This is a genomic window from Nostoc sp. DSM 114161 (assembly GCF_052692665.1).
Genome location: NZ_CP195141.1, coordinates 648854 through 674929 on the forward strand (window position 1 = coordinate 648854; position 26076 = coordinate 674929).

General features: G+C 42.4%; 19 protein-coding genes. 10 read left to right on the forward strand and 9 right to left on the reverse strand.

Annotated features, from left to right (window positions below):
- Nucleotides 1-171: 171 nt before the first annotated feature.
- The 4 genes from psbA to NSTC745_RS02920 form a co-directional block, all read right to left on the reverse strand.
- A complete protein-coding gene (gene psbA, locus NSTC745_RS02905; protein WP_445635803.1) occupies nt 172-1254 on the reverse strand; it encodes a photosystem II q(b) protein in 1083 nt (360 codons plus the stop codon).
- A 515-nt stretch (nt 1255-1769) separates the two neighbouring features.
- Complete coding sequence (locus tag NSTC745_RS02910; RefSeq protein ID WP_445635804.1) at nt 1770-2447, reverse strand: DUF2834 domain-containing protein; 678 nt, start codon at nt 2445-2447, stop codon at nt 1770-1772.
- Between the two features lie 12 nt (nt 2448-2459).
- On the reverse strand, nt 2460-3557 hold the full coding sequence (gene hrcA / locus NSTC745_RS02915) for a heat-inducible transcriptional repressor HrcA (protein WP_445635805.1): 1098 nt from the start codon (nt 3555-3557) through the stop codon (nt 2460-2462).
- Between the two features lie 429 nt (nt 3558-3986).
- Nucleotides 3987-4346 carry a rhodanese-like domain-containing protein gene (locus NSTC745_RS02920; RefSeq protein ID WP_445635806.1) on the reverse strand — a complete coding sequence of 120 codons (360 nt, stop codon included), beginning with the start codon at nt 4344-4346 and terminating at the stop codon, nt 3987-3989.
- A 393-nt stretch (nt 4347-4739) separates the two neighbouring features.
- Between NSTC745_RS02920 and NSTC745_RS02925 the strand changes: the two genes are divergently transcribed.
- From NSTC745_RS02925 to cysE, 3 genes are all read left to right on the forward strand, one after another.
- Entirely contained in the window at nt 4740-6434 is a 1695-nt protein-coding gene (locus tag NSTC745_RS02925) for a DUF3352 domain-containing protein (RefSeq protein ID WP_445635807.1), read from the forward strand.
- A 242-nt stretch (nt 6435-6676) separates the two neighbouring features.
- Nucleotides 6677-7168, forward strand: coding sequence for a hypothetical protein (locus NSTC745_RS02930; RefSeq protein ID WP_445635808.1), 492 nt, complete (start codon nt 6677-6679; stop codon nt 7166-7168).
- A 178-nt stretch (nt 7169-7346) separates the two neighbouring features.
- Entirely contained in the window at nt 7347-8114 is a 768-nt protein-coding gene (gene cysE, locus NSTC745_RS02935) for a serine O-acetyltransferase (protein ID WP_445635809.1), read from the forward strand.
- 319 nt (nt 8115-8433) lie between these two features.
- On the opposite strand, the gene NSTC745_RS02940 is transcribed toward cysE, so the two are convergent.
- Entirely contained in the window at nt 8434-9960 is a 1527-nt protein-coding gene (locus NSTC745_RS02940) for a phenylacetate--CoA ligase family protein (protein ID WP_445635810.1), read from the reverse strand.
- Nucleotides 9961-10360: 400 nt separating this feature from the next.
- Here NSTC745_RS02940 and NSTC745_RS02945 point away from each other — a divergent pair, with 400 nt between their 5' ends.
- The 3 genes from NSTC745_RS02945 (at nt 10361) to NSTC745_RS02955 (ending at nt 16835) form a co-directional block, all read left to right on the forward strand.
- Nucleotides 10361-12055 (forward strand): protein kinase domain-containing protein, encoded by a 1695-nt coding sequence (locus NSTC745_RS02945; RefSeq protein ID WP_445635811.1) that lies wholly within the window; start codon nt 10361-10363, stop codon nt 12053-12055.
- Nucleotides 12056-12103: 48 nt separating this feature from the next.
- Nucleotides 12104-14284, forward strand: coding sequence for a protein kinase domain-containing protein (locus NSTC745_RS02950; protein WP_445635812.1), 2181 nt, complete (start codon nt 12104-12106; stop codon nt 14282-14284).
- Between the two features lie 715 nt (nt 14285-14999).
- The gene (locus tag NSTC745_RS02955; protein ID WP_445635813.1) at nt 15000-16835 is read left to right on the forward strand and encodes a hypothetical protein; all 1836 of its coding nucleotides are present in this window, start codon (nt 15000-15002) and stop codon (nt 16833-16835) included.
- A 261-nt stretch (nt 16836-17096) separates the two neighbouring features.
- Here the strand turns inward: NSTC745_RS02955 and NSTC745_RS02960 are convergent, their stop codons facing one another.
- Nucleotides 17097-18299: a phosphoglycerate kinase gene (locus tag NSTC745_RS02960; RefSeq protein ID WP_445635814.1), complete on the reverse strand. Its 1203-nt coding sequence runs from the start codon at nt 18297-18299 to the stop codon at nt 17097-17099.
- Between the two features lie 89 nt (nt 18300-18388).
- Here NSTC745_RS02960 and NSTC745_RS02965 point away from each other — a divergent pair, with 89 nt between their 5' ends.
- Nucleotides 18389-18796 carry a universal stress protein gene (locus tag NSTC745_RS02965; RefSeq protein ID WP_096536662.1) on the forward strand — a complete coding sequence of 136 codons (408 nt, stop codon included), beginning with the start codon at nt 18389-18391 and terminating at the stop codon, nt 18794-18796.
- Between the two features lie 402 nt (nt 18797-19198).
- Here NSTC745_RS02965 and NSTC745_RS02970 read toward each other — a convergent pair whose 3' ends face one another.
- Both NSTC745_RS02970 and NSTC745_RS02975 read right to left on the reverse strand, forming a co-directional pair.
- Nucleotides 19199-19465, reverse strand: coding sequence for a type II toxin-antitoxin system RelE family toxin (locus tag NSTC745_RS02970; protein WP_445635815.1), 267 nt, complete (start codon nt 19463-19465; stop codon nt 19199-19201).
- Nucleotides 19458-19676 (reverse strand): hypothetical protein, encoded by a 219-nt coding sequence (locus tag NSTC745_RS02975; RefSeq protein WP_445635816.1) that lies wholly within the window; start codon nt 19674-19676, stop codon nt 19458-19460. The genes NSTC745_RS02970 and NSTC745_RS02975 overlap by 8 nt, the downstream gene beginning before the upstream one ends.
- Before the next feature lie 226 nt (nt 19677-19902).
- On the opposite strand from NSTC745_RS02975, the gene NSTC745_RS02980 reads away from it, so the two are divergent.
- Nucleotides 19903-20148, forward strand: a complete 246-nt coding sequence (locus NSTC745_RS02980; protein ID WP_445635817.1) for an HNH endonuclease — start codon at nt 19903-19905, stop codon at nt 20146-20148.
- A 61-nt stretch (nt 20149-20209) separates the two neighbouring features.
- On the opposite strand, the gene NSTC745_RS02985 is transcribed toward NSTC745_RS02980, so the two are convergent.
- The gene (locus tag NSTC745_RS02985; RefSeq protein WP_445635818.1) at nt 20210-22900 is read right to left on the reverse strand and encodes a DUF3536 domain-containing protein; all 2691 of its coding nucleotides are present in this window, start codon (nt 22898-22900) and stop codon (nt 20210-20212) included.
- A gap of 552 nt (nt 22901-23452) precedes the next feature.
- Here NSTC745_RS02985 and cax point away from each other — a divergent pair.
- Both cax and NSTC745_RS02995 read left to right on the forward strand, forming a co-directional pair.
- Entirely contained in the window at nt 23453-24574 is a 1122-nt protein-coding gene (cax, locus tag NSTC745_RS02990) for a calcium/proton exchanger (RefSeq protein ID WP_445635819.1), read from the forward strand.
- Between the two features lie 260 nt (nt 24575-24834).
- Complete coding sequence (locus NSTC745_RS02995) at nt 24835-26028, forward strand: LeuA family protein (RefSeq protein ID WP_445635820.1); 1194 nt, start codon at nt 24835-24837, stop codon at nt 26026-26028.
- Nucleotides 26029-26076: the final 48 nt, after the last annotated feature.

Here is a 26076-nt window from a genome sequence, read left to right on the forward strand (position 1 = left end):
TGCCGATTCACAGTGTAATTTTAGATCGCTAGCGCACTTTATCTTCACTCTAGAAATCTAAAATCCAAAATGGCATTGGAGTTTTTGTAAAAGAAACTTTTCAAATGAAAAAAATCGACAAAAACGCCCTCTGTTTCCAGAGAGCGTTTTCGATTTAACTAGACTTGATGATTAACCGTTGATAGCAGGAGCGCTCAGAGCAACAGGAGCAACATCACTTGCAGCCAAGTCTAAGGGGAAGTTGTGAGCGTTACGCTCGTGCATTACTTCCATACCCAGGTTAGCGCGGTTGATGATGTCAGCCCAGGTGTTGATTACGCGACCTTGAGAGTCGATGATGGATTGGTTGAAGTTGAAACCATTGAGGTTGAACGCCATTGTGCTTACACCCAAAGCGGTGAACCAGATGCCGATTACAGGCCATGCAGCTAGGAAGAAGTGCAAGGAACGGCTGTTGTTGAAGGAAGCGTATTGGAAGATCAAGCGACCGAAGTAACCGTGTGCTGCAACGATGTTGTAGGTTTCTTCTTCTTGACCGAACTTGTAACCGTAGTTTTGAGATTCGCTTTCGGTTGTTTCACGAACCAAGGAAGAAGTTACCAGAGAACCGTGCATTGCGGAGAATAAACTTCCGCCGAATACACCAGCCACACCCAACATGTGGAAGGGGTGCATCAGGATGTTGTGCTCTGCTTGGAACACGATCATGAAGTTGAAGGTTCCGGAGATTCCCAAGGGCATACCGTCAGAGAAGGAACCTTGACCGATGGGGTAAATCAAGAATACTGCGGTTGCTGCTGCTACTGGCGCAGAGAACGCTAGGCAGATCCAAGGACGCATTCCCAAGCGGTAAGATAGTTCCCACTCACGACCTAAGTAGCAGAATACGCCGATTAGGAAGTGGAAGATTACCAACTGGTAAGGGCCGCCGTTGTAGAGCCATTCATCTAAAGATGCTGCTTCCCAAATTGGGTAGAAGTGCAAACCAATTGCGTTAGAAGAAGGTACTACTGCACCGGAGATGATGTTGTTTCCGTAGAGTAATGAACCTGCTACTGGTTCGCGGATACCATCGATGTCTACTGGTGGTGCTGCGATGAAGGCGATTACGAAGCAGGCGGTGGCGGCTAGCAGGGTGGGGATCATTAGGACGCCGAACCAGCCGATGTACAGGCGGTTGTTGGTGCTGGTAATCCAGTTTGCAAACCGCTCCCATACGTTGGCGCTTTCGCGACGTTGAATGGTTGCTGTCATTGTTTTATAAGTGCGGTTGTTTATGTGGAAATTAATTAGGTAGGTTTGACTACCTTGTTACATATCTTAAAACATAATATTGAGTTTTGTAAAGTATTTTGAGAAAAAATTTTTTCTTAGATAGGACTTACGCAAACTCTACGAACTCTTGGCGTTCTTCTCTACGAGACGCTACGCGAACGCGTTGGCGGAAGCCTCTCGTAGAGAAGGCGTCTTGGCGGTTCGATAAATTAAGCGAAGTTGGCTATTTTTGCGTAAGCCCTGTTAGAATTTACGCACCCCCAGCGTAGTGAAAAATTGCAGGTTTAACTCAATTCCTATGTGTACCGAAGAGCAGCCAATGAAAAACAGACTTAAAAGTCGCTTGGTATATGAGTTTGACAATTAGCTTCTGTTTTAATCTACTTGTCAACTGTTGCAATAATAGCTGCTTAAAAAGCATTTAAATGATGATTATGCTCTGATGCACGGATACGCCAGACGCATAGAAAGCCTTAAATTTGTTTACGAGTTGTTTAATTCGGGGTTGGTTGCTTAGTGGGTATAGTCTCTGCACCAACTTCTGGTAGAGGCGGACGCACACATAGGTAAATCAATGGCCCGAATAAGGGTATTAACGCTGTTAGCCAAGGTATTTGAGGATTTTCCCAACCACGACGCGCCATATCATCTCCTACTAATGTGGGAAATAATAGGCAAAGTAAACAGAAATCTAGGCTCATTATATGGATGAAGCGGCTAGTTTGCCACTGTTGGATAAAGTCTGTCCAATCTGCTCCAGTTAAACCATAGGCAACTAAAATAAAGGCAGCTACGGTGAGAACAAAACCAGTTACGCGAGAATCTAGCAGCTTGACGAAAGTAGTCTTTTGACCGATAAACTTTTGATTTGGTTCCCTAAGAGCTAGGTAGGGCAGTATGGCAAAAGCACCAACCGCAAAAGAAGGTATCGCAAATAGCCAAGCAGGTATTTTTTGCCCTCTACCATCGATAAAGACTACTGCGCTGTAAATAATAGGCCAAACGCCCATCAGATTGAATAGGGCTATTATTAATGGATTTATACCCTGCCATTGGGCAAGAGAAAGGTTTTTAATCAACTCGAATGTGCCTGGTTGTTGAGGAGGAGAAAGAAAAAATGCATAAACAATCAATCCCAACCACAGTAACCCAAAGGCAATTTTTCTGACCATAATCTGTGTAATTTAACTGAAAGCTTCTGAAAGGTAATCAGCAGCAGCAGCTACAACAGCGATCGCACTTTCATAATCTAGCCGCGTAGGCCCCAAAACTCCTACGCTTCCTACTGGTATTGAGCCTCGGCGATAGGTGGAAGAAATCAAGCTACAAGTACGTATCGGTTCTAAGGGATTTTCTGCACCAATGCGAACCGTTACCTTTGATTTCCCTAAATCTTCTGGCTCTGGTTCCTCAAATATTAATCGCCATAGCTGGTCTTGTTCTTCTTCCAGCAGGTGGATAATTGTTTGCACTTGCTGTGATTGTGAAAATTCCGGCTGACGCAAAACTTCTGCAACGCCTCTAACCATAATTTGTGTGGCAGTGGGCGCAAAAGTGCGGCGAGTTAATTCCGCAACTGAAGTTTTGAGAAATTCACCGTAGCGTTGGAATTCTCGATCTAATTGACTCCAGTCGAGAGAGGCTAATTCCAACAAACTCCGCCCTCGTAAGTGACTATTCAAAAAGTTGGAAACAATTTGCAATTCGCGATCTATTACTTCTGATTCGCGTTGTGTTTCCTCTGGTACTGGCGACAAATCCATCAATTTGGAATGTGTTTCATAACCATCAGTCACTACAATCAGCATGATTTTTCCGGCTTCAATTTGCACTAATTGTAGATGTCGCACTAACGCCGTAGTGGTTTGAGGCATGGTAATCAAGCTAATGCAGCCACTCAAGGTTGCTAAAATTTGTGCAGCTCCTTGGAGTAAAGTTTCTAAACTCCAATTTTCCCAATGTAGGCGCTTTTGCAACGCCACCTCTACTTCTTTTGCTAAAGTTTCTGTTCGCGTGGCGTCTCGAAGAAAAGGTGTAATTAGCTGGTCAACATAAATGCGATATCCGGAGTCTGAAGGTACTCGTCCGGCAGAGGTGTGCGGTTGGTAAAGTAACCCAGACTTTTCTAAAACACCCATAACGTTGCGAATTGTTGCTGAGCTAACACCCAAATCGTACTCCTCGATCAAAGCCTTTGAACCAACAGGCTCTGCCGTGGCAATGTAGTGACGTACCGTAGCCCAAAGTATATGCTGTTGCCGATTTGTCAACTGGACTTCCATAGGGTATGCTTTGCCGAGTGCAAATTTTAATCAAACTTGAAAAAAAATTTGAGGATTCGATCCTAAACAAAGATTATTAATAATTAATTAATTTAATAGATTATACAATTATATTGTGATAGATATTTTTGAGGTCTGCGTAGAACACGGTTGAAATGCTGCAAACATAACTTCATTTTTTGCTATAAAGAGCGACTATCTTAATCTACAAGTTCATAGCTTTATAACCGTATTTTTGCACAAGTATAATATTGCGAACAGTATTATCGAATACGTATTTTTTGGGTCATCGCTGCTATATTAGGGCTTAAAAAACTGACATAATGTCTACCCTATATAAAGTCCCAAATGGATTGACGACTGATTTGACAATAGCAAAAGCTAGATGGAAGAGTAAGTCCCATCTGAAGTAATCTATAAGTTCAAAAGTTAATACTGGGGAATTGAAGAGTCTACTAATTTAGAGTAGGCATCAATACCGCCTGAAATATTTTGTACGTTGGTGAATCCTTGAGCAATTAACCACTGACACATCTGAGCAGAACGGATACCGTGGTGACAAAGCACAAGTGTTTCAGCTTGCGGATTGAAGAGAGTAGGTACTCGATCTCCCCATTCGGGAAATTCACTTAAGGGTAAATTAACAAAGCCCTCAATTCTAGCGATCGCCAATTCTTGTGGTTCGCGTACATCTACTAGCTGTATGCTTGAATCGCCTGAAGCAAGACGTTGTGCTAGTTCCTCTACACTTATGTGGGCAATGGGCTGACTAAAAGAGTTCTCTGTCATGAAATTTTTGTGGACAATTGTAATTTACTTAATGTTGACAGAAAATCTCTGCCTTGGCATGAGCATTGATTCCCAAGAATACTCCTCTAGGATAGGACGCGGGGACACGAGGATAAGCTGTTAAGCACCTAATTTGCACATTTAGATAGCTCTTGAGCAGAGGGGCAGGGGAGAAGGATTGAGGCTTTTTCTCCAAAATCAACAATATGCAAGTTAAATGCGTATTAGCTTAAAAGAAGAATGCAGGAATATTGGAATATAAAAGGTACGGACAGATAGCGAAATTTGGATTCTTAGCTTTTTTGGTGATTTATGTCCCTGGGCGTCCTCTTCATCAATGGGCTAGGGTTTCTGCTTAAATGGCTGTGAACTATCTTTTTTAATAGGTTTAATGTGAATAGACAACGCCCATTCATCGGTTTTATCATAGCTGGTGCGATCGCAGTGTTAGCCATTGCGATCGCAGGCTTCTACTGGTTTTTTCCTAAAAATCCGGCTAGCCTCATTGCCCCTAACTCCCAGCCTGGTGCAACAATATTCGTATCAAAACTTTCCCCTGTAATAGTGTCATTACTGACAAATCCTGATAATTTGCAAGCGTTTGAGCGTGAAGGGGAACTATCTAAACTCAAAACTAGTTTCTTAGCTAAGAGTGGCATCGATTATCAACAAGATATTAAACCCTGGCTAGGTAACGAAATTACACTGGCTATCACGACCCTAGATATCGATCGCGACCCAGAAAATGGACAGCAGCCAGGGTATCTTTTGGCACTTGCAACCAAGGAACCGGAAAAAACTCGCGAGTTTGTCGAGTTGTTATTTTCCAAACGAGCCTTAGCTGGGGCAAACTTAAATGTTGAAGAATACAAAGGCATAAAGCTAATATCTGACAATCAGCAAGCGATCGCAGAAAATAAAATCCCAAATCCACAATCTACAATCCAAAATAATTTAGCTGGTGCGGTAGTTGGGCAAGGTTTTGTGTTGTTTGCTAACGATCCCAAAGTGCTGCGGGAGGCTATCAATAACGTCCAAGCTCCCGATTTGAATTTGACTAGCTCCTTTGAATATCAAAAAGCTACCAAAGAACTAGCCAAAGGTAGTATAGGTGTAGCTTTCTTGAATCTTCCCATCGTGGCAAAATGGCAAGGATTAGAATTAGCAGAACAAACATATGACAGTGAAATCATTTCTCTATTGTTGAAACCCAAAGGATTGGTAGCAGAAACAGCCTTTTTGAGTTCATCAGAAATTGCTTCTCCATCACCTCCACTAACTAAACCTGTAGGAGCATTGCAATATATTCCCTCATCGGCAGGTTTAGCAATTGCTGGGTCAAATTTAAGTAATTTGAGTAACAGTAATGTAGCCAAACTTTGGAAACAAACAACAGCAACTATATATGGTTCTCAAGAAGATGTGGTTTCTCAGTTATTAAAACCTTTAGGTGATGCTCAAAAACGCTGGGGAATAAATTTGCCAAAAGATGTTTTCAGTTGGGTAGAGGGAGAATATGCCATAGGATTGTTACCTCAAGAGCAAACAAACCCCCATTGGATTTTTGTAGCTGAGAAATCCGAGGGTGTAGAACAAGGCGTAGCACGTTTAGATGCGATCGCTTCATCGAATGGACTTACCATCAGTCCTCTGAACATAGACAACCAAAAAATTTATGCTTGGACAGAGTTAAGTACAGCTAGTAAAAAAGCCAATGACAAAAACCGAGCATCATTTACCATTGAAACAAAAGTGCGAGGAGCGCATACAAATTTAGGAAATTATGAAATTTTTACCTCCGATCTTGAGACAATGGATGAAATTTTCACAGCCAAGGAAAATTCCTTAATTAATAATCCTAAGTTTCAAGATAGTATTGCTGCCCTTCCTAAGTCTAGCGAAGGGTATATCTATCTTGATTGGACAAAAAGTCAGGATTTATTAGAGCGTCAAATTCCAATTCTCAAGTTAGCAGAAGTTTTAGGAAAACCGTTTTTTAACAACCTGCGATCGCTTACAGTGAGTAGTTACGGAACTAACACAGAAGCGCTCAAAGGCGGCGTCTTTTTCCAACTAAATAATTCCTGAAATTTTCACACAAATTCAAAGTGCAGAAAGTTAAAAATTATTTAATTCTCTGCACTTTCTTTAACTTTAAAAATTGTGGATGCTGTTTGGTTGAGATAATAACTAGCAACTACCTGCGTGCGTTTAAAGACATCACTTGTGGCACATTTGAATGTGGCACATCTAATAGAAAATTCACTGTAATTTATTAACTAGAATATGTATATATCACTACTATTTTCAAAGCCTGTTGGAGGGCTACTATGAAATACCGTTGCCCCCGACCTCAGTATTGTGGCGGCTGGCTCTTAGCTATAGTTGCTGCTTTAGCAGCTACTCCGGTAATAGCAGAAACAGTAAATTTTGGTACTTTTACACTGTCAAAAAATTTCGAGCCAACACAAGGAAAAGTGCAGGGATTTACAGGTGGTTCTTATTCATTGTCTGCTATTAGTAACCGCGATCGCGAACAGAAAGCCTGTATCGGTTTTGCCGATCCGAATCCAGATCACATTATGAATTTGGAAAATGACTTTTCCCAGTTGACAGTACAGATTGATAGCAACAACAACGATACGACTTTACTTATCCAAGGCCCGGATAAAGCGACTATTCGTTGCGGTGATGATACTGGTAAAAGTAAAGATGCTAGTGTTAGCGACGGCAACTGGAAAAAAGGCACCTACAAAATTTGGGTAGGCACATTTAATCCTGGAATGAAGCGTGATTATACTCTGACAGTGGAGCAGCAGTGATAAAGACCTTAGAGGCAGGGGAAAAGGTTAAAGGTTAAAGGGAATTTAATCTTTCCCCTTTTCCCTTTACCCCTTTCCCTATGCCCAATGCCCTATACCCAATGCCCCATTTTTTCTGCAACACCTGAGACGATAATATGGGATAGTAGCTTGTTGTGCTTTCCGAGGGTACTATCTCGTGCTATCTACTCTGAGTGCTGACTTTCGTATCATATTTGAACGTGACCCGGCTGCCCGTAACTGGTTAGAAGTTTTATTTTGTTACCCTGGCTTACAAGCCCTGTTATTGCATAGGCTGGCTCACTGGCTTGATAATGTTGGTCTTCCTTTTATCCCCCGCCTGATTTCTCACTTGGCCCGGTTTTTGACTGGAATTGAAATCCACCCAGGTGCAACAATTGGGTATGGTGTGTTCATCGACCACGGTATGGGTGTAGTAATTGGTGAAACTGCGATCGTGGGAGACTATGCGCTAATTTATCAAGGCGTTACCCTTGGGGGAACTGGTAAACAATGCGGTAAGCGCCATCCTACATTGGGTGAAAATGTTGTAGTCGGTGCGGGAGCGAAAGTCCTGGGAAATATCCAGATTGGCAATAACGTCCGTATCGGCGCTGGGTCAGTTGTCCTCAGGGATGTCCCTTCTGACTGCACTGTAGTAGGGGTACCCGGTCGTATTGTGTATCGTTCTGGAGTGAGAGTTGCCCCATTAGAACACAATAATTTGCCAGACTCAGAAGCGGAAGTAATTCGCGCTTTAGTAAATCGGATTGAATTGTTAGAAGAACAAATACAAAATCTTCAGAATATTCATTTTTCAAATGGAAAAACCCCTGTATTTGCAGGTTCTGTAGCTTCTAAGGAAACTGAAATATCAGAGAATGCTCCTGTGTGTAGCCTCAGAGATAAAGCAATACAGCAGTTTCTAGATGGCGCGGGTATTTAAAAAATAATCGGCGTTGCATAATTGCGGGATGATTTATCGGGCTACGCCCCGCTACGCTAACACGCAGAGGCGCAGAGAGAAGTCGGAGCGGCGGCTTCCGCCGATCTGAACTTCGGTGGGCGCAGAGAGAATAAGGAGTTTAAGATTTCAATAGTTGGGGTTTCATCCCATAATTCAGCAACGCCAAATAATCAGCACTGCGTATGTCTGTTTAGCTGGAAAAAATCTATTCCGATGAAAAAAGAGCCACCTAGTGAAATTAATTTTCTTCGTTAGAAGATAGCAGTTGTTTTTCTAGTGCGATAAGTGGCTCTTTACTCTATTTGCGGGTATAACGATGTTTCACCCCAATGGGGAAATATTCAGCATCACCCATTGCGGCTAATGTAACTTGCGGTGTTTGATATTCTGGGGGAACATAATTAGCAAACTCACTATTGAGGCGTAGCAGTTGTGAAAGAATGGAAGATGCGATCGCTTCTCTTTGAGCTTCACTACCTTCTACCCCTGGTGCTAATTCCACAACCACAGATAAAAATCGGTTTTTGTCTGCGTCTTCTTTCACTTGCAACACAAACTTACCCGTCACCCATTCTTGAATCGCTGGTTGTTCTAATCCTACCGTCACATTTTCTGGATAGATATTCGCCCCAAAGTAGGAAACTGTAAAGTTAGAACGACCAAAAACATAAACGAAAGGTAATGAGTGAATACCTCTAGCTGAATTCTGAATTCTGAATTGTGAATTCTGATTCTGTAACTCTACAACAGGATCGAATCCCCACTCTGCTAAAAATTCCAGCATGGCTTCATAACTAATTATGCCGCCAGTATCTAAAATGTCATAACGCACCAAAGGAATACCGTTGTCTCCAGAAAATAGCAATGCGCCATCTCGAACTTCAAAAAAGCGACTGCAAGGATCGTACTGCACCAATGTTGGTAAACGCGATTCGCCAAATAAAGTTCTAGATGCATCGGGATTTTCTGCCAAGAAACGGCGAATACAAATACTTAACGGCGTTTCATTGCCCAAAACTCCTGCATCCGCAGTACCGTAAAGCGATGCAAAATCATAGCAGGGATTTTGCGAACCAACTCGTTTACCAACCAAACTCCGCCATTCTTCGCTGAATACTTCTCCCGCCATCACAAATTTAATTTTATATTGCTCCCACTCCACACCACGAGCAATTCCAGTATCAATGACATCTTTTAAAAATGGCGGGTATCCCAAAAGTACTACTTGCTCGAAAGCAGAACCTAATTCTTGCACAACTCGCAATATTTCTTCTTTATTATTCCCAGGAGTAATTACAGTCAGAGGATAACCTTTACTAGCAAGATAACGACAGCAATTGGTGGTGAACATTCCACCTACCCAAGTACCTAAAGTGAAACAAATCACAGCTAGAGTACGTCTAGTGTCTGTATAAAAACTATCGTGAAAAATCTGTTCAAAACGCGTGGCGATTTGGAGTTCATCTGTAAAAAAACGAGGCCAAAATGTTGGTTTCCCACTAGAACCAGAGGAAGCGGCTATCATATCGCAGCTTTCCAATTGTCCGTTGCGGCACAAGTCAGCTAAGGGATAACGCAGTATATAATTTTCTTTAGCGATCGCTGGGAGTTTTTGAAAGTCCTCCAAGGTTTTAATATTCGCCGGATTAATTTCTCTTTCTGCTAAAAAAGCCTTGTATGCGGGTACATTAGCCGCTACATCATGAAATAAAGCTAAAAATGATGAATGGGTGGTGAGATGTCGTTGCAGCTGCGTTTCTAGGGGGGTAGAAAGAAAATTCTCAAATTCTTTAATTACTCGCTGGCTTTGTGATTTGCAATTCATGATGCTTGTTTTTATCCTAAAAATAGAACCAACACCGTTACTTGCAAGTAAAAAGCTCAAAGGCAAAAATAAAAACAAATATTAAATTTATCGTTTTTTTACTTTTAACTCGCTACTTTTTACTTTTTAAGTTATACAACTCCTATTTAATTGTTGAAAAAACTACCTACGCCTTGAAAGTGGTAATTGTTTATTTGCTACTTTTGTACAGACACGATTAATTGCGTTTATACTGACGCTGTAGGAGTTCAAAAATCAAAGCGGATTAACATATTACATAAGTATACAAAACCATATTCCTCAGGATAGCAACACCCTAACGCTAACGTTTGATAAGATATCCGAAAACAACTGTACGCACGTTGTAGTCATTAAATAAAACCTTAAATACTTGGGCATCATGCAGGTACATTGCAGCAAACAACACACGAACGATAATGGTAACCGCTTTTGTACCCATTGCGGCGAACCGTTACCTCTCGCTGTGGGACAGGTTATAGATAATCGCTATCAAATCCTACGTCAACTGGGACAAGGCGGCTTTGGACGCACTTATTTGGCGGAAGATAAGAAATCCCATCAAACCTGTGTGCTGAAAGAATTTGCACCCCAAGTACAAGAAAAACAAGATTTACAAAAAGCCAAAGAGTTATTTGAGAGAGAAGCCAATGTCCTCAAAAAACTCCAGCATTCTCAAATTCCGCGTTTTCACAGTTCGCTACAAGTAAAAATAGGTAGTAAAGATTTTTTCTTTTTAGTCCAAGATTATGTAGATGGTGACAATTTTGACCAATTATTAGAACAACGTCGCAGTCAAGGCAAAGCCTTTAGTGAAGAGGAAGTAATTACTTTACTGCAACAAATCTTACCTGTATTACACTACATCCACTCGCGAGATGTAGTTCACCGCGATATCTCTCCCGATAATTTGATTTGGCGGCGTTCCGATAATCTACCAGTATTGATTGATTTTGGTGGCGTCAAACAATTGCCAGCTTCTCAAGGTTTTTGGCGCACTCAGTTGGTTGGGAATAACACCTTGCTGGGTAAAAAAGGTTACGCTCCAGAGGAACAACTACGCCAAGGCAAAGTATTTTTAAGTAGCGATCTATACTCTCTTGCTGTAACTGCATTAGTTTTACTAACGGGGCAAGAACCGCAAAAATTATACGACAGCTATCAGGGAATTTGGTACTGGGGCAAGCAAATCCAAGTGAGTCCCAAACTGGAGTCGGTGTTAAAAAAGATGCTGGCTTATAAACCGAGCGATCGCTATCAACGAGCCGAGCAAATTCTCAAAGATTTACCATCGCCAAATGCAACTAAACCTCCAGCAAATTATGTTACCAAAATTAAGACGATGGTAGTTGCTCCGGGAAGACAACGCGCCAGCGCTATTATCAGTAGATTCCAAAATAGAACTCAAGCGATCGCTAAACCAGCATCTTTCCCGCTTTGGATTCGTCCTTTTGTGATGAGTTTAGGGGGTACAGCTTTAGTAGTTTTAACTGGTGCGGGTGCTTGGGCGGTAGTAAATGCAGTCATTCGTAGCGTATCATCAATTACTATTCCATCTATTTCCTTACCGCAAATTCCCCAATTACCCAATCCTGCGGGGAAACCAGCGAGCGATCGCGGCACAAATCGCAAACTCCAAGAAATTATCAGTCGCCGCCAACAGCTACAAATTAGCGAAGGATTTTTTACTCGCTTCGTAGATGATATTTTTTATACAAAAAACTCCCAATTAAAGGGACGCAGCCTGACATCTAAAGCTGAAGATGCTCGTTTGCGAGATGAGTGGTACAGTATTGCTGATGACTTATTGAATAAAGTAGAACAAGCTAACCTCAGTACAGCAGCGCGTCGCAAACTAGGAACTTACACTACACAAGATTATGAAAGATGGAGACGGCAAGCGCGAGCTGGAGAATTCCGAGACTATACAATCGATCGCTTGAACAAAGAAACGAATGAAAAATTCGATCGCTTGTTTCCCGACCAAGACCGTGCGAAACTCAATCAGCAAACTTTCGGTCAAATTTGGTATGCCCTCGCAGCCGATCGAATTGATAAAGTAAAATCTGGGAATTAAAGGGACTGGGGATGCGGAGAATAACTAATGACTAATGACTAATTACTAATGACTAAATTATATTGTTCTAAGGGACATGAAAATTCCCCAGGTAGTCGTTTTTGTTTCCAGTGTGGTGAAAAATTGGATACGCCTATGAGTTATGGTATACAAGCAGGATTAACTTTAGGCGATCGCTATGTGATTGTGCGTCAACTCGGTCAAGGTGGCTTTGGACGCACTTATTTAGCTGAAGATGTTAACCGTTTCCGCGAACTTTGTGTTTTAAAGGAATTTTCTCCCCAAGTCCAAACCGCCTACGTTGTCGAAAAAGCTGAAGAACTTTTTCAAAGAGAAGCAAGTGTTCTCTATCAGCTGCAACATCCCCAAATTCCCCGCTTCCGAGAACTGCTTCGCACTAATTTACAGGGCAGAGAATATCTGTTTTTGGTGCAAGATTATGTAGAAGGGGAAACTTACAACTCGTTGTTAAATGCTCGAACCAAGCAAGGTTTACGCTTTACAGAAGCTGAAGTTCGCCAATTATTACTACAAATTCTGCCAGTATTGGAGTATATCCACTCACTAGGCGTAATTCATCGAGATATTTCTCCAGATAACTTAATACTTCGCAGCGTTGACCAATTACCAGTATTAATTGATTTCGGCGGTGTTAAACAAGTAGTAGCAACTGTAGCTTCTCAATATTACCAACCTGGTGTAGCCGCTTCTTCCCCATCACCAACCCTATTAGGTAAAGTAGGATTTGCTCCCCCGGAACAGATGCAAACGGGGTTGGTATCTCCCCACAGCGACTTGTATGCTTTAGCTGCCACCATGTTGGTTTTACTGACAGGTAAACTACCGCAAGAACTAATTGATACTTATAATTTAACCTGGCAATGGCGACGAGAAGTCACCCTGAGTCCCCTTTTAGGACAAGCATTAGATAAAATGCTATCCGTCAGACCAGGCGATCGCTATCAATCAGCCCGTCAAGTACTCCAAGTCCTGAACCCGCCTCCAGTCAACTATCCGCCTACCCAATATCCTACCCCAACTCCACCAGAACCTACATCCGCCACCGTTGCTGTCTCCCCTCCACCCCCTTCATCTCCTAGCCTGCGGGAAGCTCAAGCTACATACTCTTCACCTCCCTCATCCCCTCAACCCACAAGTTTCTGGACGCCAACCAAAACCTTTCTGGCTGCACTAGTAGCAGTTACTACTGCTGGATTAATTTTCTGGGGAGTAAGTAGCAACCGCAATAAAGGGGAAGTTGAACCTAGCCCTACAGCTAGCCCAATTCCAACGAGTAACCAACCAGTCGATCCCTTAGCGCAATACTCGCCAGCCGAACGCCAGCGCAAACAACAATTAAGCGATCGCCGCCAACAGTTGGGTATTGATGAGAAGTTTTACATTAACTTAGTGAATCAAGTTTTTTGGGATAGAAATCCCAGTTTACGGGGACAAACTCTCAGCAATGGTTCCGAAGACGAGAGTTTGCGGGCACAATGGGATAAAACAGCTTCAGAATTGCTGGAAAAGCTCGCACTACTGAGTTCAAACTCGCGTCGCCAATTGGGAACTTATACGAGTGCGGAACGCGATCGCTGGAAAGTAGAAGTCAACCGCATCAACGTTGGTAGTCGTTCTTTGTACGATTTGGGAGATGCAGCTTTTTTAAGCGTATTCCCTGACCAAAGAGGTAAAAACTTTACAGGACAGCCCATTGGACAAGTTTGGTACGCATTTGTGAGTGATAAACTTAGTGCTATCCTTGCCGGTAGCGCTTTCCAAAAACTTGCCTTCGATCCAGGTGCTATTACCAAAACAGTCAGCGGTACTCTGGAAACTGGTGGCGGTAAAGTTTTTATTGCTGAACTTGCCAAAGAACAATCTTTAGAATTAAAGCTACAAGCAAATTCCCAAGTTTTATTCTCAGTATATTCACCCACTGGCAAAATTAAATTTTTAGAAGATTCTACACGGCGTACTTTATCAACTAAATTACCAGAAAACGGTTTTTATGAGTTTGTTGTTGTTTCCACAGCATCGAAACCAATAGACTATCAACTCACCATCACAGCGGAAACTCCCACGCCTACGGAAACTCCGACACCAACGCCTACGGAAACTCCTACGCCTACACCCACCCTGACACCAACCCCCACAGAAACACCGACGCCAACTCCCACAGAAACCCCTACTCCTACACCGACGCCGACACAGGAAGCAACGCCTTAGTAGAGAGTTAACCCTTTTGGGGAATTCAAAATTCAAAATTCATATAAGTAGGTCAACTTAATTAAACATAAAACAATAGTAGGGTGCGTTGCGCTTTGCGACAACGCACCTCAGTCTATCGAGATGCGTTAGCCTACGGCATAACACACCCTACATTTATTTACATCTACGTCTTACTTTTTTAGTTGAGCTACTTAATTCAAAAAATAATTAACAGAAGCCTGAAGCGATCGCTCGATTTCGATATATGCATATCTCAATTAATTTGTATAGTATGTAAATGCTATTTATATAATAATATTTTTTAATCAAAAACAATATTTTTGAATTTCTTAACATTTTAAAGATTTGCTAAGTAAGTTTATGTAACCTCATACTTCATGATAAATAAATTACTACATCTAAGTTCAAAAAAGTTGAAAAAACCGAATTATTTGACCTAATTCCTTACGATCTGGTCATTAATTAGGATTTTCAAAAAATAAATTATCTAATTTTATAGAGTAGGCATTTCCTTTGCTCGCTACTGAAAGCGAGCTATTTTGAGCAGCCAACAATAAGTAATTGGATACTTTTTTTGTTTAGAACTTCCTAAGCAAATAATTAATGTTTTCTGACTTAGCTTTAGGCAATGGTCAGTAATCTTGATTGAACTGATGAATAGTTCTTTGATTAACACTGAACTTACTTAATTCGCAATAAATTCAGGAGAGATATGGCAATTACTTTCGGTACTACAGGTTCTGAGACGAAAAATGGGACTTCGGGAAATGACACGATAGTTGGTTGGGCTAGTGGTGGTAATGCCAATACTACTTCCGGTAACGATACATTGAATGGTTTAGCTGGTAACGATTCCCTCGCAGGCGGAACATCGAACGATAGTTTAAACGGTGGAGATGGAAGTGACACTCTAAACGGCGGTACAGGGAACGACACTCTAAACGGTGGTAACGGAAACGACACTTTAATCGGCGGTGCAGGAAACGACTTCTTCCGAGGCAGCCAAGGTAACGACAGCATTGATGGAGGAGATGGCTTTGATATCGCAGACTACAGTCAACTAAATCAAACCATTACCTTATCAGGTGTCGGAACCATTCAAAAAGGGGCTTTGGGGCAAGACCAAGTTTTTAAAGTAGAAAGGGTTATTGCCAATGCTAATGTTGCCAACAACACCATAGATACATCTGCATCTTTGCCAGGAGTATCTATCACAGTTAACTTGCAAGCCCAAACTATCTCTGCCAATAACGTTCCTGGTTTGGGAACAATATCATTTAGCGTAATCAACTTTGATAATATCGTTGGTACAAATGCAAGTGACAGCATTGTTGGTGATAGCCAAAATAACCGATTATCCGGTAACAATGGCAATGACACAATTGATGGTGGCTTGGGTATTGACACCCTAATTGGTGGACTAGGCGATGACACTTACATAATTAACAGTACTACTGATACCATTACGGAAGCTGCCAATGCAGGCATAGATACTGTCCGGTCTTCTGTGAGCTACACACTCGGAGCCAATCTAGATAATCTAACGCTAACGGGAACTGGCTCCATCAATGGAACAGGTAATAGTCTCAATAACACCATAAGCGGTACCAGTCCGGGCAACAACATTCTCAACGGAAGAGGAGGTGATGACTCACTAATCGGTGGTAGTGGCAATGATACCCTCAACGGAGAGGACGGCGACGATAGACTCCGAAGCGGACTGGACAATGACAGACTCAATGGCGGGGCTGGAAATGACGTTCTGATCGGTGTTTTTGCTGGTGGTTTTCCTGGCGGTAATCCGCTTCCACCTGGATTAGGCGAAATTGATACTTTCACTGGTGGGACTGGGACAGATAGATTTATCCTGGGGGACTTTATAAATGTTTACTACGACGATAACAACAGTGCGAATCCTGGTTTTAACGACTTAGCTATTATTACTGACTTCAACTCTAGCGAAGATCGAATTCAACTCAAAGGAAATGCACTGGACTATCGTCTGGAAGTTGTTGGAAGCGACACACGAATATTCTTAAACAAACCAGGAGCAGAGCCAGATGAGATTATAGGTGTTGTGCAGGGAAGAAACAACCTCACGTTTAATGACTTCCTTTTCAACTTTGAGCGCGAACTTCCTGGAAAAGGTACAAACAATACAATAGTCTCTGCTGAAGAGTTAGGTACTTTGCCATCAGGCTCAAGCATTGATATTTCAGCCCAACTAGTAACAATTCAACCAGGGGGTAATCCCGATTTCGACTTTTATACATTCTCTTTAGCAAACGCAGCAAGTGTGAATATCGTCACTGGAGTGACATCTCCTGGAGATACAATTCTCGGTCTGTTTGACGCTTTTGGGACTTTAATCACAAGTAACGATGATGGTGCTGGTGGCACTGCGTCATTAATCAACACTTTCCTGGGTGCGGGTACGTACAGCATTTCAGTGAGTAAATATGCTCTCTTCCCTCAAGATGGCGGAACTTTCTTTGGTAGCACCACTGTTCCTGATTTTTCTTATACGCTACAAGTCAATGTTGTGTAAGAACGCTGTCAACTTGGGAAAGCATGACATTAGAAGGCAGATTTAAGGATACTTTTGCTCTAGGCTACGGTAAAACTGCAATGTGCATTGGTGCCAACTTAACGTATAAGTTAGGTTTAGCAGGGGTTTTAAGTTAGCAGGCTTTTTCATCGATTTGAGTCCACAATTAAGTTTAGAGACGCACATGTGTGCGTCCCTATCCTCTGGTTTAATTACCTGAAAATTGCTGTAACATATAGACGTTACATGTTACTTCTGTACTTAGGCATCATCTAAAGCAGCGATACCAGGTAATACCTTACCTTCAAGTAACTCCAAACTAGCGCCGCCGCCGGTGGAAATGTGGCTCATTTGTTCGGCTAAACCGACTTTTTCCACAGCCGCCACCGAGTCGCCGCCGCCAATGATGGTAGTTGTGCCAGTTTTGCCGATTTCAGCAAGAGTGCGGGCGATCGCTTCTGTACCTACTGCAAACTTATCAAACTCAAATACACCCATTGGCCCGTTCCAAATTACCGTTTTGGTATCTGCAAGGGCTTCTTGGAAAACTTTTACTGAGTCCGGGCCGATATCCAAACCCATACCATCAGCAGGGATATTCTCAATGCTGACAGTTGTCGCATTGGCATCGGGAGCAAATTTATCTGCCGATACGATATCTGTGGGTAACAGGAAGGTAACGCCACGTTCTTTTGCCTTCGCTTCCAAAGACTTCGCCAATTCTAGTTTGTCTTCTTCCACCAACGACTTACCAACATTCAAACCACGGGCTTTATAGAAGGTAAAAATCATCCCACCGCCGATGATTAGCTTGTCGCACTTCTCCAAGAGGGTTTCAATCACACCAATTTTGCTAGAAACCTTGGAACCGCCGATAATTGCAGCCAAAGGACGCTGGGGATTTTCAATGGCGTTTTGCAAATATTCCAATTCCTTCTCAACCAAATATCCAGCCACAGAAGGACTGAGGAATTTAGTCACACCTTCAGTAGAAGCGTGGGCGCGGTGTGCAGTACCAAAAGCATCATTTACATAAAAATCAGCGTTGGCTGCCAATTTTTGGGCAAATTCTGGGTTATTTTTCTCTTCTTCTGGGTAGAAGCGGACATTTTCCAGTAACAGCACTTGTCCATTTTCCAGCGCCGCCACCTTAGCTGCAACTTCATCGCCAATGGAATCATCAGTTTTGACAACTTCTTGCCCCAATAACTCAGAGAGGCGCTTAGCCACGGGTGTCAGGCGCAGTTTATCATCCACACCTTTGGGACGCCCAAAATGGCTGACGAGAATCACCTTAGCTCCCTTCTGGATCAAATCTTGGATAGTTGGCAGAGCAGCGCGAATGCGAGTATCGTCTGTGATATTGCCTCCATCGTCCACAGGCACGTTAAAATCAACCCGCACCAAAGCGCGTTTTCCAGAAATATCAGCCGCAGATAAACTTGCTAAACTTTTTTTGGACACAGCGAACTCTCCTGATTGCCTTTTTGTTATTGTTTTGAAAGTAGAACCATCCAGATTTTACCGGAGTCAGGGGTGCCCAGGTGATAGAGATGTTTAAGACAGTACTATTTCCAATCGATCAAAGCCGGGAAACGCGGGAAGCTGCCGACGTAGTTACCAACATAGTTCAAAAGTACGGCAGCCGCTTGGTGCTGCTGTCTGTGGTTGAAGAACCACCAGCAGATGCGCCTAGTGGAGATCCAATGGTGTCACCAGAGGTAGTTGCCAAACTACTGCAAAGTGCCCAATCTTTATTTTCTGGGCAAGGAATTCAATCTGAAGTTTTGGAAAGGCAAGGCAAACCAGCTTTTACCATCTGCGATGTTGCTGATGAAATCGGGGCGGATTTAATCATCATGGGTTGTCGGGGGCTAGGCTTGACTGAAGAGGGAGCAACTGATAGTGTTACCACTCGCGTGATTAACCTTTCCCCTTGCCCAGTGTTGATTGTTCCGTAAAAACCTCTAGCGTGCGTTAACACAGCGTAACGCACCGCCTAAAATTTTTTGAACTTTGTTTAGGGGTGGTGTGGAATCGATCGGTAAACCCAGAGAAGCTAATTTTATTGTTTGCCAACTAATTGAAGACACTTATATTCAACAACAATATCGGCTAAAAGAATCAATTCATTCGCCGCTTTTCCCTAGTCTTCATATTTGGCATTCCAACAACAGATGCAACAAATTGGCTTTTCGATTGGCTCCTAACAAATACCTGATATTGCATCGTTATTATCTCCAGGTTCTTTGTACTATCAATTATAGTGAGGTTTTAAACGCGATCGCCTTTAGAAAAATATGAGTATTCGCTCTCCCTTAGGCGAGCTTTTCGTAGACATCGCCTGTTTTAAACTGATTGTCTCATTCGCCGCGGTAAACGTCTTTACGATGCCCCACTCTGACAACAGTAACCAGTAATACATCATCAAAGATATTGTATAAAACTCGGTAATTACCAATTCTAATTCGATAACCATTGTCCGAATCTTCTAGCTTAACAACCCCGTTTGGACGTGGATTATCAGCTAGTTCATCAATTTTTGTTTGTATTCTTGTCCGTACTTTTACAGGTAGTTTTTTAAGTTGTTTCAATGCAGCATTAGAAAATTCAATTTTATATTTATTCACTGGCTAATTCTCGTTTAACTTGTTCCCAGGGAATAGTGCCATTTTTCTTAATATCTTCCTGTGCTTCATGTAAAGCTTGAATATCCTCTTGGTCTTCTGCTTTGCGAATGTCTAAAAGTTCTATGACATCCTCTAAAGTGTCTTCATAAGCTTGTTCTAATCGCTCATAAATAGCTTTGATTAAAGCCTGTTTTCTGGTTGTAGTTTCCATTTTTACCTCTATTAATTAGCAGGAATGGCTTCCTTTATGCCTTTGCTTAGTTGACTGTGTTATGTAGTTATTAATGTTACGTCTCTATTTTTCTTGCTAGGCTATCACTATAATTTTACTGTATCAGCCTATCCGGTAGGGTTTTAACTTAATAAATACCAACTTGGGTAGACACTCTGCTTATTGTGGTCAGACATCGCTTTGAAAAAAGTTTGCCTAAACATTTATGAGTAAAACTCCCCGTATTTATATTCCGCCGGAAGTAAAAAAATATGTCTGGCAACGTGACAAATATCAATGCCGAAGCTGCGGTAAAACTGCAACAGAAACTAACCTGACCATTGACCATATCATTCCCTTGGCTCGTGGCGGTCAAAACGATATCAGCAATCTACAAACTCTCTGCTTTACCTGCAATCAGAAAAAAACCGACAGGATCGATCCCCGGTTTAGACGCCATTTCGATTTGTAGTAATTCTTGTATGGATGCAATACGTGGTAGGGGCACACAACTAGCTGTGCCCCCCTAGATATTATGGCAACTGATTTGCAATCATACTGACATCAACCGCTAACTTTTTGCCCAACTTGAGCAGCTGTCGGCACTGATAAATATCTTCTTCGTTGCTCAGGGTGGTAAGACACAAAGGTATTATCTGACTGTGCAGACAACTGAAATATAATTCTTGGGATCGATGTAAAGAAATATCAATATTTAATCGATCCCCGATATCAATCAACCGCTCCAATTGTTGGATATCTGCATTAAAACTACCATTTGCATCATGTAACAATTGCCAGAGCGCTCGCATAATTAACTGTTCTAATATCTGCTTGCCGTCGGGAATATTCAACCGACAACGCAGATGTTTTGCTTCTGTGGCGATCGCCTCCAATTCTAATATGTGGTTCCAACGCATTTGCGGTTCGGTAATATCTTGCTCAAGCGATCGCAATGTCATCATACAGCGATGCCCCAAAGCTATCTCCGCCGCTACTTGCAATTCTTGTGGTACTGATATTTCATCTCGATGAAAGGCCATCAACACACCATAATTATCGCGATACACTTGGGTATAAAGTTGTCCTAAGCCTGTCAGTGTTTCCTGACTCAGCAACCGCATAATCCGGTGGCGTTCTTCTGCAAATAGATTTTCCAAGCTGAAAGTATCTTCGCCAAAGAATTGCGTCATTGCCAAGATGGTATGAGCCGCACTCGCTTGTTGCAGCGCTCCAAACACCTTTTCTTTTAATTGGGTGTAGTCACGCCGCCCAGTAAATTGTTGGATGCAGCAGTGGAAATCCCAACCTCCCAAATGCAGAACCGCAAACACTAAATGTTCGCTTTCCCAGGTAATTTCTGATACCAGCTTTAAATTGCCTACAGCCAAAGTCAGCGATCCCATACGTTGGAGTTGGTAATCTAGCTCATTGACGGCGTAGCAATAAACTCGCTTTGTGTGAGTACCCATTGAGTGCCCATTACCCAATGCCGATCCCTGATTGGTAAACAAGGAACTAATGGCATAATGGGCTGCTACTTGTTTAAAACCAAGTTGGGCTGTGAGTACTAATTGCCGATAAATTTCGCCGCCATGTTTGAATTGCTCGACATTACTGGGGGCGAGGCCAAGATGTCTGACGAAGCCTTTTTCCAACTGTACGCCTGCTACTTCCCCTGCCAATTCCAAAGCACGGGCGGCGTAGCGGAGAATCTGCGTACCTTCTGGACGGGAAATTTCTTCAAAAAACCAACCACAACTAGTGAACATCAATAAAGCATGACGTTGCATTTCCAACAAACGCAGGGCGTCTACTTGTTCGGCGGCTGTTAGTTTGTGGGTTTGATGGCGGGAAAGGAAACGGTTGACATTGGCGCTTGAGCGATCGCGCATCACCTGAATATATTCATCCCGCGCTTGCCAGGGATCGCGAAATAACTGCCTGCCATATTCTTCGTACACTTCAATTAGTTGATCCCGCAGCCAATTGAGAGCATCCCGCAACGGACGACGCCATTTTTGATGCCAAACACCACCTTCTCCACCGCAACCACAGTTATCTTGCCATCTGTCTACACCGTGGGCGCAACTCCAGGCTGTGATTGGCTTCAATTCCACTTCCCAAGTAGGAGAATTTAAACTCAGGTAGTGGGCAAAGTTCGTCACCGTCCAACCTTGCTGGGGAAATTCTGTTGTAAAGGCGTAGGCTAAAGTTTTTTCAGTTCCTTTCTTGTGATGTCCGAAGGTTTCCCCATCAGTGGCCACAGAAATCAACTGTGCCGGACGATGATCCCCACGCACCGCCGAACCGATACGTCCAGCAAAGTGATTGGAATTATAAACCACATCACTAAAACCCATGTCCCGCGATATCGGGCCGTCGTAGAAGAAGATATCAATATAGGGTAATCCTTCCCTACTTCCATCCTTGGAACTATCGTGGATCGTACTTAGAGGGGAAGATGAAGTGTCCAGCGTAGGCTTCAAATAACAACGATAGGGACGGGTGGGATCGATCTGACTGCCGCCGACTTCGTACCATTGAGGATTGGGATTATCTTTAGTTGGGAAGGGACGGCAGCGCTGTGCTTGAGACGGTGCAAGGATAACGAAGCGAATACCTTCCGCAACTAAAGCTTCTAGAGTGGGGTAGTCCACACCGGTTTCTGCCAACCACATACCTTCGGGATCGCGTCCAAATCGGGAACGGAAGTCTTCTTTGCCCCAGCGAATTTGGGTATATTTGTCGCGTTGATTCGCCAGAGGCATGATGATGTGATTGTATACTTGCGCGATCGCATTCCCGTGACCATGCAACCGTTGACTGCTCTTGGCATCGGCCTCCAAAATCCGCTGATAAACTTCCACATCGTAGCGTTCTAACCACGACATCAGCGTTGGGCCGATATTAAAACTAAAATACTCATAATTGTTGACGATCCCCATCACTTCGCCTCGGTCATTTAAGACTCTGGCAAAAGCATTCGGGCGATAGCATTCCCAATGAATCCGCTCGTTCCAGTCATGGAAAGGTGCAGCGCTCGGTTGGCGTTCAATCGCGTCCAGATAGGGGTTTTCCCTCGGTGGCTGGTAAAAATGACCATGCACCGCCACATAAACACCATGAGCCGTTTTCAGGGGATCGGTCTGGTGAGTGTTCGGAGAATCTGAATGGAATGTTGACGTTGAGCCATTAGCTGGCATTTGTGCAGCAGAAGTCATGTATATATATCCAAAACAAAAAACTCGCAGTTGCACCGTTAAACTTTGTGCATAAACGTTTCTACAATGGTTTGAACACAAAATCCGGTATAAACAACAACTATGAATACAACCAAATTTTTGAGAAAGCCGTTTTAGTATAGTGGGAAATCTGCGTTATCGCACAGCCCTTTCCCCGAAGGCTTCAAGTAATTAGCCATTTAACAACGCCTCATTTAGGGGTTTTCTCGTTGGCAGCGCCAATCAAAAACTTAATTGTCTTTTAATATATTAAACCCCATTTTTGGTGTAATATTCTGAATCCATTTCATACTTTTGCAACAAAAGATTACGAACTCTTCTTAAATGGCAACATTATTTTACATAACATCCACAAGAGTAAACTGAAAACAGTAAAATCTCTGAATTGGCCTACAGAGGGTTGAGAGTATCCTATGGGAGTGATGATTAGTAGATGGGAATTCCCCACTTATTGATTCGGAATTCTGAATTCGGAATTCTGTATTCTTCTTCAATTCAACACTCCAAATATAAAATTTAGGACTACCCGCTGTGCATGATACCCTCAACTCAAACCAACAAATGTCAACTAAAAACATTATTTTTCTGGTTTTGTTACTGTTTATCCCGGTTTCTCTGGCAGCCCACTTTCTAGAGTGGGGAGAATTGATAGTTTTCATTACAGCTGGATTAGCGATTTTGCCTTTAGCGGCTTGGATGGGAACGGCCACAGAAGAAATTGCTGTAGTAGTGGGGCCGTCATTAGGGGGTTTATTAAACGCCACTTTTGGCAATGCTACAGAACTGATCATAGCGCTAGTAGCTCTAAAGGCTGGTTTGATAGATGTAGTCAAAGCCAGTATCACGGGATCGATTATCGGTAACTTACTGCTGGTGATGGGTCTTTCCATGCTTTTGGGAGGACTGCGTTACAAAGAACAAACATTTCAGCCAATTGTGGCGCGGGTGAATGCAGCTTCGATGAATTTGGCTGTGATTGCCATTTTGTTGCCTACAGCGATGAACTACACCGCTACAGGAGTTAACGAAAAAACCCTGCAATATCTATCTGTTGCCGTTGCCGTAGTGTTAATCCTGGTTTACGCCCTAACGCTGCTGTTTTCCATGAGAACTCACTCTTATTTGTATGATGTGGGTGTAGCAGACGCAGAAGAAGAGGAAATTTCCCATAGCAAACCCAATGTTGCGTTGTGGGTTGGTGTGCTGCTAGTATGCACCTTGTTAGTGGCAGTTGAGTCAGAAATGCTGGTGGATTCTTTAGAAGTAGCTACATCCCAGCTAGGTTTGACATCATTGTTTACAGGGGTGATCTTAGTTCCCATCATTGGTAACGCTGCTGAACACGCCACAGCAGTCACCGTAGCTATGAAAGATAAAATGGATCTCTCGCTTTCTGTGGCTGTGGGATCGAGTATGCAGATTGCCCTATTTGTCGCGCCTGTGTTGGTGATAGCAGGATTGCTATTCGGTCAGCCGATGGATTTGGATTTTAAACCCTTTGAATTAGTGGCTGTGGTTGTGTCAGTGTTGATTGCAAACACCATTAGTTCTGATGGTAGGTCTAATTGGCTCGAAGGCACTTTATTATTAGCTGCTTATACAGTATTGGGGTTCGCCTTCTACTTCCATCCAGTCATGGGTGCTATGGGTTAGTTAATTTGCAGCGCCCAAGCCTAGCCTGTGGTATAAATTGCTCCAAGTTTAACCCAAAGCGATCGCTCTCCTTATAGGTAATTAGAGGACTAATTACCTATTTCCAAAGATATAAAATAATTAGTAAAAAATATTTACCCAAATTTTTCCAGAATTTTGTATTCTTAATGACATTTTTTCTATTAAATCGATCCACTGTGGTATTCAAGGCTTAGTATAATCAACCACAGAGAAAATTTGTTCCTAAATTTATAGAAGAGATGATTCAAATTCTGGATTCTACTTTGAGAGAAGGGGAACAAACTCCTGGAGTTTATTTTCCTCCTGATATCAAGTTAGCGATCGCTCAGTTTTTAGATTGCATCGGAGTTGATATTATTGAAGCTGGTAATCCGGCGGTAGATAGAGAAATTGCTTTAGCGATCGCTCGTATTGCCAATGCTGGTCTTAAGGCCAAAATAGGCGCTCATTCACTTTGTCGAAAAGACGATGTTAAAAAAGCCCTAGAGTGTGGTGTCAATTTTTTAGGTATCTTTTTTAGCGTCTCCGAGAAACGATTGCAACAGGATTATGATATTGGCTTAGAAAAAGCAATAGAAAAAATTGTTGAAGTTATAACTTATGCCAGAGAGCAGCAAGAAAACTTAGTAATTCGTTATACTCCAGAAGATACAGTGCGATCGCCTATGGAAAACGTGATTGCAGCGGCGATCGCAGCAGTACGAGCAGGAGCTAATATCATCAGCATAGCTGATACAACTGGATATACAACACCATTTGCTCAAAATCGCAGTATTTCTTATTATGTGAAAACCCTCAAAGGGGAATTGGCAAAACATGAATTATATCCAAAAATCGAAATTCATTGCCACAACGATCGCGGTTTAGCCTTAGCGAATGCGCTAGATGCTTACAAGGCGGGAGCGGATATTATTGATGTAACTGTCATGGGATTAGGGGAACGTTCCGGCATTGTAGATTTAGCAGAACTACTCATAAATTTAACAGATATAGTTGAAGAAAAATCATCTTGGAATTTGAGCCATTTAAAGGAATTATATGATTTTGTCAGCGACCATTCCCACATATCTATTTCTCCTCATCATCCCTTAGTGGGAAAAAATGCCTTTACCCACTATGCCGGCGTTCATGTCAATGCTGTAGCAAAAGATGAAAAGCTCTATCAAAGTTTAAATCCAGAAGTTTTAGGAATTAAAAGTAGCTTGGCATTGGGGGTACAATCAGGATATATCGCTGTTAAACTAGCTCTCAAACAAATTGGTAGAGAAGAACTTATTGAAAACCAAGATTTGGTAATTAAAATTTTTCAAGAAATAAAAGAAATTGCTAAAAGAGGAACTCCAATTGATATTGAAAAGGAATTGCCAGCAATTGTAGAGTGTTGCACTGGTAGCCAAATAATTACTAATGAGATTTGTTCGGTTTCTAGTTGAACCTATATAATTTTAGATTTTAAGCGGCTACGTTCAGCCGAACGATTT

Excerpts from the sequence above, each read along its gene's own strand:
- psbA (WP_445635803.1), bottom strand. The coding sequence starts at position 1,254 with ATGACAGCAACCATTCAACGTCGCGAAAGCGCCAACGTATGGGAGCGG.
- NSTC745_RS02910 (WP_445635804.1), bottom strand. The coding sequence starts at position 2,447 with ATGGTCAGAAAAATTGCCTTTGGGTTACTGTGGTTGGGATTGATTGTT.
- hrcA (WP_445635805.1), bottom strand. The coding sequence starts at position 3,557 with ATGGAAGTCCAGTTGACAAATCGGCAACAGCATATACTTTGGGCTACG.
- NSTC745_RS02920 (WP_445635806.1), bottom strand. The coding sequence starts at position 4,346 with ATGACAGAGAACTCTTTTAGTCAGCCCATTGCCCACATAAGTGTAGAG.
- NSTC745_RS02930 (WP_445635808.1), top strand. The coding sequence starts at position 6,677 with ATGAAATACCGTTGCCCCCGACCTCAGTATTGTGGCGGCTGGCTCTTA.
- NSTC745_RS02940 (WP_445635810.1), bottom strand. The coding sequence starts at position 9,960 with ATGAATTGCAAATCACAAAGCCAGCGAGTAATTAAAGAATTTGAGAAT.
- NSTC745_RS02945 (WP_445635811.1), top strand. The coding sequence starts at position 10,361 with ATGCAGGTACATTGCAGCAAACAACACACGAACGATAATGGTAACCGC.
- NSTC745_RS02950 (WP_445635812.1), top strand. The coding sequence starts at position 12,104 with ATGACTAAATTATATTGTTCTAAGGGACATGAAAATTCCCCAGGTAGT.
- NSTC745_RS02955 (WP_445635813.1), top strand. The coding sequence starts at position 15,000 with ATGGCAATTACTTTCGGTACTACAGGTTCTGAGACGAAAAATGGGACT.
- NSTC745_RS02965 (WP_096536662.1), top strand. The coding sequence starts at position 18,389 with ATGTTTAAGACAGTACTATTTCCAATCGATCAAAGCCGGGAAACGCGG.
- NSTC745_RS02975 (WP_445635816.1), bottom strand. The coding sequence starts at position 19,676 with ATGGAAACTACAACCAGAAAACAGGCTTTAATCAAAGCTATTTATGAG.
- NSTC745_RS02980 (WP_445635817.1), top strand. The coding sequence starts at position 19,903 with ATGAGTAAAACTCCCCGTATTTATATTCCGCCGGAAGTAAAAAAATAT.
- NSTC745_RS02985 (WP_445635818.1), bottom strand. The coding sequence starts at position 22,900 with ATGACTTCTGCTGCACAAATGCCAGCTAATGGCTCAACGTCAACATTC.
- NSTC745_RS02995 (WP_445635820.1), top strand. The coding sequence starts at position 24,835 with ATGATTCAAATTCTGGATTCTACTTTGAGAGAAGGGGAACAAACTCCT.